Here is a 12,833-nt window from a genome sequence, read left to right as displayed (position 1 = left end):
TCAGCCCCGTGGCCAGCCGGAGCATCTACGTCGAGACGCTGATCGACGCCGACGTCGACGCAGTGTGGGCCGCCACGCAGGACCCCCGGCAGCACGTCCGCTGGGACGTCCGGTTCTCGGAGATCGTGCCAGAGCCGGCCGACACGGACGGAGCCGCTCGCTTCACCTACGTCCGACGCTCGGCCCTCCACGACGTGCACGGCACCGGCATCTCCATCGGCGAGCGACTGCGTGACGACGGCACGCGCACCTCGGCGCTGCGCTTCGCCACCGACGACGGACTCTCTCCGATCCGCACCGGGCGGGGCTACTGGCGGTACGTGCCGACCGACGACGGACGGACGCGGTTCATCACCGGGTACGACTACGACTCCGGGTGGGGACCGCTCGACCTCGTCGTCCGACCGCTCCTCGGGTGGGCGACCGCGTGGAGTTTCGACCGCCTCCGCGTCTGGCTCGAGGGCGGGGCCGAACCGGAGGCCTGGCCGCTCACCAGCGTCCTGGCGGTGTGGCGCCGGGACCGGCCACGGGCCTCCCGGACGCGCCGCGCACCGGTCGGCGGGACCCGTCGCGCCGACCACCTGCGGGACGCCCCGGCGACCCTGGCGACGCTGGCCCGACCCGGAGGAACGTCATGACCTCGGTGTTCCAGGAGGCGCTCGGCGCCGACTTCGACCGGCTCCACCCGATGATGCAGCGACGGTTCGGCGTCGGACTCGACGCCGCTGAGGCGTGCGTCGGCCACGGCACCATGCAGTCGATCCGCCGAGGTCCGTGGTGGACGGTGCCGTTCCTGCAGATCGGTCGGCTCCGCAACATCCTGGTGCCCGACGTCGGGAACGGCGTCCCGTTCACCATCGAGAACTACCCCTACCGCGACGTCCTCGGCCGTGAGACCGTCACGTTCGTCCGGACCTACAGCGTGCGGTCCGGGCGCACCGCACGGTTCGACGCGACGATGGTGCTCGTCGACGGTCGGGTGCTCGACTACCTCGGCTCGCACCAGCACCTGGCGGTGGACCTCGACCTGGCCGTCGACGAGCGTGGTGGGCTGGTCCTGACCTCGGACGCGCAGCGGTTCCACGAGGGGCCGTTCTCGTTCCGGTTCCCGATGCTGTTCAGCGGCCGGGCGACCCTGCACGAGTGGTGGTCGGACGAGGACCGGTCCTTCCACGTCGACCTCGAGGTGCACAACCGGCTGTTGGGGTTCCTCTTCGGGTACCGCGGGTCGTTCACCTGCGAGTGGGTGCCGGCGACGGACGCTCCCGAGCGGTTGAAGCCGCGGCGGACCGAGGCGCGGACGTAGGCGTCAGCCGGAGCGTGCTCAGATGTCGAGGACGCCGTCGACCGCCGCGCGCCGGGACGCGATGTGGCCGGTCGCGATGTCCTCCTCCAGGTGGACCGTGACGTACTGCCGGTCGATCGGGTACCCGGCGTCGTCGAAGACCCGGAGACGCCTGCGGAGCCGCAGGAACGGCACCGCCGTGTGTTCGAACGACACGACCACCTCGGTGTCCGGCCACGACCTCTCGACGTCCACCTGCACCGAGCGGTAGTCGCTCCGCACCCGGGTGACGGTATCGGTGTCGGCCGACCACATGATGCTCGGTTCGCTGAGCCCCGCGAGCTGCTCGCGGACCGCCGCGACACTGCGCTCGACCGTCTCCGGGTCCGGTTCCGGCGTCTGCCAGGAGGCTCCGCTCACCCCCGTCAGGTCGAGTCGCCCGATCCAGGGCGCGCGTCGGGCCTGGAGCGCGGCGTCCTCAGCCGACCACACCGCCTCGAGTTCCTCGAGGTCCGCTCCGGCGTCCTCGTCCGCAGCCGGCTCGGAGGTGTGGTCCTCGGTGACGACGACCGACGGGATGCCCGCTGCGACGTCGATGACCACCTCGCGCGCCTCGTACACGGTGTCCCAGCTGCGCCAGGGCCCGCGTTCGCCGAACGGCACCTCGACCTGTCGGGGACCGGCGGGGTGGAAGCGCAGGGTCATCCGGCCGTCCTCGATCGAGACGGCGTCGACCAGGTGGTCGACCTGCACCGTGGTGCGTTCGTCAGCCGGGGTGACGCGGACGATCTCGGTCGGGGGGGTCGGCAGGGGAGTGCTGACCGGACCGTCGCCGTCCGCGTCGTCGTCCTGGTCGTCGTCGCCGCCCAGCGGGTGGCCGAACCGGACCGTCCACTGGCTGGCAGTGCCGACCATCGTCTGGTCGTCGTCGTCACTGTCACTGTCACTGTCACTGTCACTGTCACTGTCACTGTCACTGTCACTGTCGTCGGTCCCGGCACGGTCTTCGTCTTCGTCGTCCGGCTCGGTCCACGCGTCACGGTCGGGCCAGAACGGTGCCGCCTCGGCCCACTCGAGCGTCTCCGGGTCGATCCGGGACATGTCGTCGTCCTCGTCCGTGCCACCCGTCCCCGACGTCCAGAACGAGGCGTCGCGGGGATCGCCGACCCACAGCCCCTCGGCGTCGACCCCGATCGTTCGCCGGTCGCCGAGTTCCACGGACCGCGGCGGCTGCTCGGGTGACAGGAACACGGCCGTCCGGGACGACTGCTCCAGGTTCTCCGCCTCGTAGACGACCCACATGCCGGACGGGATCGCCCGGATGTCGGTCCGTTCGACGGCGACCACCGGCAGGGATGCCGTCGGCCAGGTCAGCCAGCGTCGGAACTCGTCACCCCGCACCACGGCGGCCACCGGCCTGTTCGTGTCCGGGACGATCGTCACCGCTCCGACCGCGACGGCGTCGAGCGGGTCGAGCGGGTCGAGGGGGGCGGGAAGTCCGGGCTCATCGGTCACGTCGACGACGCTAGCGGCCGGGTCTCGGACCTGCCGCCCCGACCGCGCCTTCACCGCGTCGCGACGCTCGCGCGCTCGACGATCCGGTGCGGCACGACGACGGTCCGGACCGGTGCCTCCCGGTCCTCGATCCGTCGTTCGAGCAGGTCGAGCGCCGCGCCCGCGAACGCCCGCCGGTCGAACGACACCGTCGTCAGCGCGGGGACCGCGAACGCGGCCTGGTCGACGTCGTCGAACCCGACGACGCTCACCTGCTCCGGCACCCGGACGCCCCGGCTGGCCAGGACGTGCAGCACCCCGAACGCGATCGAGTCCGTGAACGCGAACACCGCGTCGGGCAGCGGGTTCCGGTCCAGCCACTCGCCGAACGTCCGTGCCGCGGCCGGCGTCGTCCACTCCGGCAGCGGGACACGGAGCGTCGGGTCGACGGGGACACGCCGTGCGGCCAGCGCGTCCTCGTGCCCGAGCTGCCGCGTCCGTGCGGTGGCGGTGACGACGTCGCCCCGCTCGGCACCGACGATCGCGATCCGCCGGTGTCCGCGGTCGAGGAGCATCGTCGTGACCTCGCGCGCAGCCGCCCGGCTGTCGACGTGCACCTGGTCGACGTGCTCCGGTTCGACCTCCCCGATCACGACGGTCGGCGGCAGGCCGTCGGTGTTCGCGAGGGTGCTGGCGTCGAGCGACACCGGGTTGAGGACGAGCCCGTCGACCAGGTGCGCCCGCGCCCGCGAGACCAGGTCGCGTTCCCGCTCCGGGTCGGTCGCGGTCTGTTCGAGCTGCACGACGAGACCGCGGTCGTGCGCCAGGACCACGAACCACCGTGCGAGGTCGGCCGAGTACGCACTCGCGAGCTCCGGCAGCGTCACGGCGATCGCCCCGGTCCGGCCGTTCCGCAGGCCCCGAGCGGACAGGTTCGGCACGTAGCCGAGTTCGATGACCGCGGCTTCGACCCGGGCACGGGTCTCCGGGCGCACGACGACCCCGCCGTTGACGACGTTGGAGACGGTCTTGGGGGACACCCCGGCGAGGGCGGCCACGTCCCGCACGGTGGCGCGCATGACAGCACCGTAGCGCGCGGGGCGCATGCGATCGGCGGGTCGTCGCGCGTCAGACCCGGCCATCTGCCGGACGGGAGGCGCGTCCCGACCGGTCACGCGCCTCCCGTCCGACGGCGGTCCCGCCCGCACGGCGGGACGGTCAGTCCGTCGTCAGCCGGAGTTCTGTCGGCGTGTCCCGACCGATCGTGAGTGTCGCCTCCGCGCTGCCGGCACGGACCGCGTAGTCGCCACGGAACCCGCGGAACGACGCCTGTCCTGACTCGTCGGTACGGAGGGTCGTCGGCCCGGTCCACCACTCGTCCTTCACCAGCCGACGGAGTGCGTCGTAGGCGGGCTTCGGTGTGCCGTCCGCCCGCACGAGCCCGATCGGGGCGTTGAGCCAGGCACCCTGGTCGGTGATGCCCCAGTAGGTGATCGCCTCGACGGCGGGGTGCCCGACCAGGCTGCGGTAGTGCCGTTCGAGTTCGTCGGCCTGACGTGCTTCCCCCTCGGGCGTTGACGGCCACGAGTCCACCCGGTGGTCGTTGAGGTCGACGATGTGCGCGGGCATCAGGTCGCCGGACACGAGGGAGGTCTCGGTCAGGTGCAGCGGCAGACCGTACCGGGCGAAGCGGTCGACCATCGCGAGCATGGTGTCCTCGCCCCAGTACCCCTGGTGCATGTGGGTCTGCAGCCCGATGGCGTCGATGCGGATGCCGGCCTCGAGGACGCCCTCGATCAGGCACTCGTACGCGTCCGACAGGTCGAAGTCGTTGAGCAGCAGTGTGACGGCGGGGTTGGTGGCGCGTGCCTCGTCGACGGCCATCCGGATCATCGCGAGCCGGCCGCGGGCCAGGGCGAGGGGGGTGATGCCGTTGTCGCCGTTCGCGAAGTGCGGCATGATCACGACCTCGTTGATCGCGTCCCAGGTGTCGACGAGGCCGGTGAAGTCGCGCACCTCACGGCGGATCCGCTCCCGCTGGAGACGCTCGACCTCGTCCGTGTCCAACCCGAGCAACCAGTCCGGCTGCACGGTGTGCCAGACCAGCGGGTGTCCCTTCGTCGCGACACCGCGGTCTCGGAACCAGGCGGCAGTCCGCTGCAGTCGCTCGGTGTCGGGGCGGCCGCGCTCCGGCTCGAAGCGGCCCCAGTAGAAGGGCAGCGTCGCGGTGTTGAACACGTCGAGCCAGAGGTCGGCGAGCTCGGGCGTGCCGGGGTCCCCGTCCGGGTCGTGTTCGTCGGGCGCGTCACCGTTCGCGAGGCCGACGAAGTCGAACCCGATGTTGCCGAACCCGAACGCGTGGCGCTGCTGTTCCACGACGACCTCGGTTCCCGCCCGGGGTGTGCCGTCCGCGTCGAGCACGGTGACGAGGGCCTCGCCGGTCCGGTGTGCTGTGTCCTGGTGCGTCGCCATCGACGGCCTCCCGTATTTGTTGTGAGCGGGAACTTATCAGGTCCGCCCGCCACGCGCGAGAGTGGCTGCGTGGCCGCGTGCCTGCGTGCCTGCGTGGCCGAGTGCGCGAGACTCCCCGTCTGCGCGAGACGCCCCAACTGTCCGAGACGGCGCGGAGTTCGGCGGCGTCTCGGACAGTTGGCGGCGTCTCGCGGAGACGCCGCCGTCTCGCGGGGCGGACGGGAGGCGTGGGGCGGGCTGGCACTGTGCCTCCCGTCCGACGTCGCCGAGTGGGCGAGACGCCGTCGAGTTGGCGAGACGCCGCCGGGAGTGGCGGTGTTTCGCCGGGGAGGTGGCGTCTCGCGCCGCCGCCGGCGTCTCGCGAGGCGGACGGGAGGCGTGGGGCGGGCTGGCACTGTGCCTCCCGTCCGACGCCTCCGAGTATGCGACGCGCCGCCGAGTTGGCGAGACGCCGCGGAGTTCGGGGGCGTCTCGGACGGTTGGCGGCGTCCCGCGGAGACGCCGCCGTCCCGCGGAGACGCCGCCGTCTGGCGGAGACGCCGGCGGCTCGCGCCTTAGGATCCGGGTGGGGGCGGAGCCGTGCTCGCCCGGACCACGAGCGACGCCGGCAGCTGCACGTGCGCCGGCACGTCGCGGCCGCCGAGGAGCTCGAGCAGCATCCGGAGCGCCTCGGCGCCGAGGTCGTGCAGTGGCTGCGCGACCGTGGTCAGCGGGGGAGTGGCGTTCGCGGCCTGGGGGACGTCGTCGAAGCCCACGACGGACAGGTCCTGCGGCACCCGGAGCCCGAGTTCCCCGGCGACCTGCAGCACCCCGATCGCCGAGCTGTCGTTCGCCGCGAAGACCGCGGTCGGTCGGTCGTGGCGTGCGAGCAGTCCGCGGGCGACCTCGGCGGTGGCAGCGGTCTGGTAGTCGCCGACCCGCACCAGGTCGGGGTCGAAGGGGATGCCCGCGGCCTCGAGTGACTGTCGGTACCCGATCTCGCGGAGTTCGGCCGAGGCCAGGTCGGCACGCCCGCGGATGTGGGCGATCCGGCGGTGACCCAGGGCGATGAGGTGCTCCGTGGCCGCCCGGGCACCGCCGACGTTGTCCGAGTCGATCGCGGCGTGGCCCTCGGGCCCGGTGTGCGGGTCGATCGAGACGACGGGGATGGGGGTGCTCGCCATCAGGGTGGTGGGGGTGACGACGATCGCACCGTCGATCAGTGTGCCGGCCAGGCGGGAGAGGGACCGGCGCTCCCAGCCGGGTCGGGCCTCGCCGCTGACGAGTCCGGCGTAGGCGAGGAGCTCGTACCCGGTGCCGTCGGCAGCGGACGAGATGCCCTTGAGCAACTCGGTGGAGAACGGCTCGAACTCGGTGACCAGGATGCCGATCACGTCGGTCCGGCTGCGGCGCAGACTGCGTGCGACCAGGGAACTCTCGTACCCGAGGGACTCGATCACGGCCATCACCCGCTGCGACGTGGCGGCGGCGACACCATCGCGTCCGTTGATCACCTTCGACACGGTCGGGACGGAGACACCGGCGGCTCGCGCGACATCGCTGATGGTGGTCCGCCCCGGCAGGGGAGCAGGACGGGCGATGGCATCCACGTCGACACCGTACTCGTCCCCGGGCCCCGTTCCGTGCCGATGAACGAACTTCGTGCCGCGTGGCGCACCGGACAGAAATCGTTATCGAAATCGATTGACAAGCCGTTCGAGCGCCAGGCATGCTCTCCGTGCGGCCTCGCGGTCGCATGTCAACGACGACTACCGAGGGACTCCACAATGACGAGGAAGAACAGGTTCGCGGCGGCCATCGCCATCGCAGCCGGCACCGCACTGCTCGCCACGGGCTGCTCAAGCGGCGGAGCCGCAGACGACGGCAACGGCAAGGTCACGATGACCTTCTGGCACAACTCCACCACCGGGCCGGGCAAGGCCTACTGGGCGGACACGGTCAAGGCGTTCGAGGCGAAGAACCCGAACGTCACGATCAAGATCCAGGCCATCCAGAACGAGGACCTGGACGGCAAGCTCCAGACCGCGCTCAACTCCGGCGACGGCCCCGACGTGTTCCTGCAGCGCGGTGGCGGCAAGCTCAACGCGATGATCAACGCCGGGCAGCTGCTCGACATCAAGGACTCGATCAGCGCGGACGCCAAGAAGTCCATCAGCGCCGGCACCTTCTCGGGCTACGACGCGAAGGACGGCACCTACGCCATGCCCGTCGCCGTGCTCCCCGAGGGCATCTGGTACTCGAAGGACCTGTTCGAGAAGGCCGGCATCGACGGCACGCCCACCACGATGGACGAGCTGAACGACGACATCGCCAAGCTCAAGGACTCCGGCGTCGACCCGGTCGCCGTCGGTGCGAAGGACGCCTGGCCGGCCGCGCACTGGTACTACAACTTCGCCCTCCGCGCCTGCAGCGAGAAGACCCTGACCGGCGCCGCGGAGTCGCTGAAGTTCGACAACGCCTGCTGGACCAAGGCCGGCAAGGACCTCGAGGCCTTCAACGACACCAAGCCGTTCAACCAGGGCTTCCTCACCACCGCCGCACAGCAGGGCGCCGGCAGCTCCGCTGGTCTCCTCGCCAACCACAAGGCGGCCATGGAACTCATGGGCGCGTGGGACCCGGGCGTGATCTCCTCGCTGACCCCGGACGCCAAGCCGCTGCCGGACCTCGGCTGGTTCCCGTTCCCGGCCGTCTCCGGTGGCAAGGGTGACGCGAAGTCGATGATGGGTGGCGTCGACGGCTACTCCTGCACCGCGAAGGCTCCGAAGAAGGCCTGCACGGACTTCCTCAACTTCATCGTGCAGAAGGACAACCAGGAGGGCTACTACAAGGCCTTCCAGGCGATCCCCGTCAACCAGGACGCCCAGTCCGTCGTGTCGGAGTCGTACCTGAAGACCGCGCTCGCCGCGTACAAGGACGCCCCGTTCGTGTCGCAGTACCTCGACACCCTCTACGGCCAGAACGTCGGCAACGCGCTGAACACCAGCGTCGTCGACGTCCTCGCCGACAAGGGCACCGCCAAGGACATCGTCACCACCACCAACCAGGCTGCGGCCAAGGGCTGACCATGACCCTCGACACCTCGCTCGGCACGAACCCGACCACCGGGTCGGACCGCGCCTCGGGGTCAACGACGGCGGGGAGCGGTGCGTCCAGCGCACCGCGCCCCGCCGGGCGTCGGCCCGCCAAGCGGCTCGCGGACTGGCGGAAGCGCGCCGAGATCGCCGTCCTCGCCGGACCCGCCGTGATCGTCTTCGTCACGTTCGTGATCCTGCCCGTCGGCATGGCCGCGTACTACGGGTTCTTCAAGTGGCAGGGCTACGGCCCGCCCACCGACTTCGTCGGGCTGCAGAACTACGTCATCATCTTCCAGGACCAGGCCTTCCGGTCGGTCCTCATGCACAACGGCTTCATCGTCGTCCTGTCGCTCGTGCTGCAGGGCCCGATCGCGATCGTCCTCGCGCTGCTCCTCAACCAGAAGATGCACGGCCGCGGACTCATCCGCGTCCTGGTCTTCGTGCCGTACGTGATCTCCGAGGTCATCGTCGGCACCGGGTGGAGCCTGCTGCTGCAGTCGAACGGCGCTGTCAACGACATGCTCCAGTCCATCGGACTCGGCGGTCTGCGTGCCGACTGGCTGTCCAACCCGGACATCGCCATCTGGACGCTGCTGCTGATCATCTCGTGGAAGTACATCGGCTTCGCGGTGATCCTGTTCCTCGCCGGCCTGCAGAGCATCCCCGAGGAGCTCTTCGAGGCCGCCGCGATCGACGGTGCCGGCTACTGGCAGATCCAGCGGCGCATCACGCTGCCGCTGCTCGGCCCGACCATCCGCATCTGGGCGTTCCTGTCGATCATCGGGTCGCTGCAGCTGTTCGACCTCGTCTACATCATCTGGGGGCAGTACATCGCCTCCACCGCAGGCACCTCGACCATGGCGACCTACATGGTGGGCAACGGCCGCAACTCCGGGAACTACGGCTTCGGCAGCGCCGTCGCCGTCGTGATGTTCGTCATCTCCCTGGCCGTCGCGCTCATCTACCAACGATTCGTGCTCCGCCGGGACACCGCGGGCGCGATCACCGAAGGGAAGAAGTGATGGCCACCACGAGCATCGTCGCCCCCGGGCGTCGTGCGACACGGGAGCGCCGGTCGAGCGCGGCCATCGGTCGCGCCAACCCGCTCACCTACGTCGTGGCGATCCTGTTCGTCGCCGCGAACCTCGCCCCGGTGCTGTACATCGTGCTGGGCGGCTTCCGGACGAACTCGCAGATCACCACGAGCCCCGCCGGCCTGCCGGCCCCGTTCGAGCTCGGCAACTACGGCTCGGTCCTCGGCAGTTCGATCTTCTGGCAGGAGCTCGGCAACTCGGCGATCAGTGCGATCGCGACGACCGTCGGTGTCGTCGTGCTCGGCCTGATGGTCAGCTACATCCTGGCCCGCTACCGGTTCGCCGGCCGCGGCGCCCTGTACGCCCTGTTCGCCGCAGGCCTGATGTTCCCGATCACCGTCGCGATCACGCCGCTGTACCTGCTCATCAAGGACCTCGGTCTGACGAACAGCCTGGCCGGCGTGATCCTGCCGCAGATCGCCTTCGCCCTGCCCACGACGGTCATCATCCTGGTGCCGTTCCTCCGGGCCATCCCCGACGAGCTCGAGGAGGCAGCGTCCATCGACGGTGCCAGCCGCCTCGGGTTCTTCTTCCGGATGATCGTGCCGCTGTCCCTGCCGGGCGTCGTCACCGTCGGGATCCTGGCGTTCATCGCCAGCTGGAACAGCTACATCCTGCCGCTGTTCATCCTCAACAACGAGGGCAGCTACACGCTGCCGCTCGGCGTGCAGGCGTTCTCGTCGCAGTACTCCGTCGACACCGCCAAGGTGCTCGCCTTCACGTCGATGTCGATGATCCCCGCGCTGATCTTCTTCACGATCTTCCAGCGCCGGATCGTCGGCGGTCTCACCGGGGCGGTCAAGGGATGACGATCACCAACGAACCGAGACAGGCAGTGGACACCGTCCGCACCGACCTGTCGGACCCGGCCCCGGGCCTCCCGGCCGTCCCCGAGGTGAGCGACCGCGTCCGCGACCTGCTCGCCCGGATGACGCTCGAGGAGAAGGCGGCGCAGATCGTCGGCTACTGGCTCGACCAGAACGGCGTCGTGGCACCCATGCAGGGCGAGATGGCAGCCGGGCAGGACGCCCAGGCGACCCTGCCGGAGGTGACCCGCGACGGCATCGGGCACTACACCCGCGTCTACGGCACCCGCCCGGTCGACGCCGAGGAGCGGGCCGCCTGGCTCTGGCAGGAGCAGCGTCGCCTCAAGCGGGAGACCCGACTGGGCATCCCCGCGCTCGTGCACGAGGAGTGCCTCACCGGACTGGCCGCCTGGAAGGCCGCGACCTTCCCGACCCCGCTCGCGTGGGGCGCTTCGTTCGACCCGGAGCTCGTCGAACAGGTCGGCCGCGCGATCGGCGACTCGATGCGTGAGCTCGGCATCCACCAGGGGCTCGCGCCGGTGCTCGACGTCGTCCGCGACCCCCGCTGGGGCCGGGTCGACGAGTGCATCGGTGAGGACCCGTACCTGGTCGGCACCGTCGGCACCGCCTACGTGCGGGGTCTGCAGGACGCTGGCGTGCACGCCACGCTGAAGCACTTCCTCGGCTACTCGGCCTCCCGCGCCGGACGCAACCACGCGCCCGTCTCGGCCGGGCCCCGTGAGATCCGGGACGTGTTCCTGCCGCCGTTCGAGATGGCGCTGCTCGACGGCAACGCCCGCTCGGTCATGAACTCCTACACCGAGACCGACGGCGTCCCGATGGCCGCCAGCCCCGAGTACCTGACCGGGGTGCTCCGCGAACAGCTCGGGTTCGACGGCGTCGTCGTGGCCGACTACTTCGCGATCGCGTTCCTCGAGGTGATGCACGCCGTCGCCGGCGACCGCGGCGAGGCCGCTGCACTGGCGCTCGAGGCCGGCATCGACGTCGAACTGCCGACCGGGGACGCGTACCTGCGCCCGCTGGTGGAGCGGGTGCGCTCGGGGCAGCTCGACGAGGGGTACGTCGACCGGGCCGTCCTCCGTGCGCTCGCGCAGAAGGAAGCACTCGGTCTGCTCGACCCCGAGGCGTACGAGGACGAACCGCCCACCGGCGTCGACCTCGACTCGCCCCGACACCAGGCGCTCGCCCGTCGCCTCGCGGAGGAGTCGATCGTGCTGCTCGGCAACGACGGCGTCCTGCCGGTCCGACGGACCCCCGGCACCGTCGCGGTCATCGGCCCGAACGCGGACCGCGCCGAGGCGCTGCAGGGCTGCTACTCGTTCGCGAACCACGTCCTGGCCGCTCACCCCGGGCTGCCGCTCGGGTTCTCGATCCCGACGGTCGCCGAGGCACTGACCGACGCCTTCACCGGAGCATCGGTCCGGGTCGTCGAGGGCTGCGCGGTCGAGGGGGAGGACCGGACCGGCATCGCCACTGCCGTCTCCGCCGCCACCGACGCCGAGCTCGCCGTCGTCGTCGTCGGCGACCAGGCCGGCCTGTTCGGCCGCGGCACCGTCGGCGAGGGCAACGACTCCGAGTCGCTCGACCTGCCCGGCGTGCAGCGCGAACTGGTGGAGGCCGTGGTCGCCACCGGCACGCCCGTCGTCCTGGTGCTCCTCACCGGCCGTCCGTACGCCATCAGCTGGGCGCTCGACGGCGAAGGTCCGCGGCCGGCTGCCGTCCTGCAGGCGTTCTTCCCCGGCGAGGGCGGCGGACTCGCGATCGCCGACGTCGTCACCGGTGCGGTGAACCCCTCGGGTCGGCTGCCAGTGTCGCTGCCGCGGTCCGCGGGCGCGCAGCCGTACTCGTACCTGCACCCGGCGCTCGGTGGCCCCTCGGACGTCACGGCGACCGACTCCACCCCGGTCCGGCCGTTCGGGTTCGGTCTGTCGTACGCGTCGTTCGGGTACTCGGACCTGGTCGTCGACGACTCCGTGCAGGCCGGTTCGGCCTTCACGGCGAGCGTCACCGTCACGAACACCGGGACGGTCGCCGGCGCCCACGTGGTGCAGCTGTTCGGGCACGACGTGGCCGGATCGGTCACCCGACCCGTCGTGCAGTTGCTCGGGTACGCCCGCGTCCAACTCGACGCAGGGGAGTCCGTGCGGCTCGCCTTCACCGTCCCCACCACCCGCCTCGCGTTCAGCGACCGGCGGATGGTCCGGATCGTGGAACCCGGCGACGTGGAGGTCTGGGTCGGCTCGCACGCGGCCGCCTCGGCCTCGGTCGCGGACGCCGACACCGCGACCGGTGGCGTGATCGTCAACGAGCGCGCCACCGCGGTCCGGGTCCTGCCGGGTACCGCGACGCCGCGCGCGGTCCTCGCGGTCGAGGGACCCGTGCACGAGGTCACCACACGGGACGCGCGACTCGTCACGTGGGAGGTCGTCGGCTGACGGGGAACCGGCCGATGACGGCCGCCGCGGGGGAGCGCGGTGCCGTCGGACGGGAGGCCCGTGACCGGCTGGTCACGGGCCTCCCGTCCGTCGTGGGGGCGGCGCGGGGCTGCGGTGCGGAGTGGGCGGCTGCGGCGCCCCCACGACGGACG

General features: G+C 71.2%; 10 protein-coding genes. 6 read left to right on the top strand and 4 right to left on the bottom strand.

The annotated features are described in order from the left end of the window. Positions 1-8 precede the first annotated feature (8 nt). On the top strand, positions 9-638 hold the full coding sequence (locus tag DEJ24_RS09790) for an SRPBCC family protein (RefSeq protein ID WP_111078471.1): 630 nt from the start codon (positions 9-11) through the stop codon (positions 636-638). Next, entirely contained in the window at positions 635-1,306 is a 672-nt protein-coding gene (locus tag DEJ24_RS09785) for a DUF4166 domain-containing protein (protein ID WP_111078470.1), read from the top strand. Before DEJ24_RS09790 ends, DEJ24_RS09785 begins: the two co-directional genes overlap by 4 nt. Positions 1,307-1,324: 18 nt before the next feature. On the opposite strand, the gene DEJ24_RS09780 is transcribed toward DEJ24_RS09785, so the two are convergent. The 4 genes from DEJ24_RS09780 to DEJ24_RS09765 form a co-directional block, all read right to left on the bottom strand. Continuing rightward, positions 1,325-2,800: a hypothetical protein gene (locus tag DEJ24_RS09780; protein ID WP_146245967.1), complete on the bottom strand. Its 1,476-nt coding sequence runs from the start codon at positions 2,798-2,800 to the stop codon at positions 1,325-1,327. 50 nt (positions 2,801-2,850) lie between these two features. Continuing rightward, entirely contained in the window at positions 2,851-3,858 is a 1,008-nt protein-coding gene (locus DEJ24_RS09775) for a LacI family DNA-binding transcriptional regulator (RefSeq protein ID WP_111078577.1), read from the bottom strand. A gap of 139 nt (positions 3,859-3,997) precedes the next feature. Next, the gene (locus tag DEJ24_RS09770) at positions 3,998-5,251 is read right to left on the bottom strand and encodes an endo-1,4-beta-xylanase (RefSeq protein ID WP_111078468.1); all 1,254 of its coding nucleotides are present in this window, start codon (positions 5,249-5,251) and stop codon (positions 3,998-4,000) included. A gap of 554 nt (positions 5,252-5,805) precedes the next feature. Then, complete coding sequence (locus DEJ24_RS09765) at positions 5,806-6,840, bottom strand: LacI family DNA-binding transcriptional regulator (protein WP_111078467.1); 1,035 nt, start codon at positions 6,838-6,840, stop codon at positions 5,806-5,808. 177 nt (positions 6,841-7,017) lie between these two features. Here DEJ24_RS09765 and DEJ24_RS09760 point away from each other — a divergent pair, with 177 nt between their 5' ends. The 4 genes from DEJ24_RS09760 to DEJ24_RS09745 are packed head-to-tail and all read left to right on the top strand — an operon-like array spanning position 7,018 to position 12,681. Continuing rightward, on the top strand, positions 7,018-8,313 hold the full coding sequence (locus DEJ24_RS09760; RefSeq protein ID WP_111078466.1) for an ABC transporter substrate-binding protein: 1,296 nt from the start codon (positions 7,018-7,020) through the stop codon (positions 8,311-8,313). A gap of 2 nt (positions 8,314-8,315) precedes the next feature. Next, positions 8,316-9,347 (top strand): carbohydrate ABC transporter permease, encoded by a 1,032-nt coding sequence (locus tag DEJ24_RS09755; RefSeq protein ID WP_111043988.1) that lies wholly within the window; start codon positions 8,316-8,318, stop codon positions 9,345-9,347. After that, positions 9,347-10,228 (top strand): carbohydrate ABC transporter permease, encoded by an 882-nt coding sequence (locus DEJ24_RS09750; RefSeq protein WP_110904899.1) that lies wholly within the window; start codon positions 9,347-9,349, stop codon positions 10,226-10,228. Before DEJ24_RS09755 ends, DEJ24_RS09750 begins: the two co-directional genes overlap by 1 nt. Then, entirely contained in the window at positions 10,225-12,681 is a 2,457-nt protein-coding gene (locus DEJ24_RS09745) for a glycoside hydrolase family 3 N-terminal domain-containing protein (RefSeq protein ID WP_220036708.1), read from the top strand. Before DEJ24_RS09750 ends, DEJ24_RS09745 begins: the two co-directional genes overlap by 4 nt. Positions 12,682-12,833: the final 152 nt, after the last annotated feature.

It is taken from the genome of Curtobacterium sp. MCPF17_001, from assembly GCF_003234615.1.
Classification (GTDB): domain Bacteria; phylum Actinomycetota; class Actinomycetes; order Actinomycetales; family Microbacteriaceae; genus Curtobacterium.
This window is presented reverse-complemented; position numbering and strand designations above follow the sequence as displayed.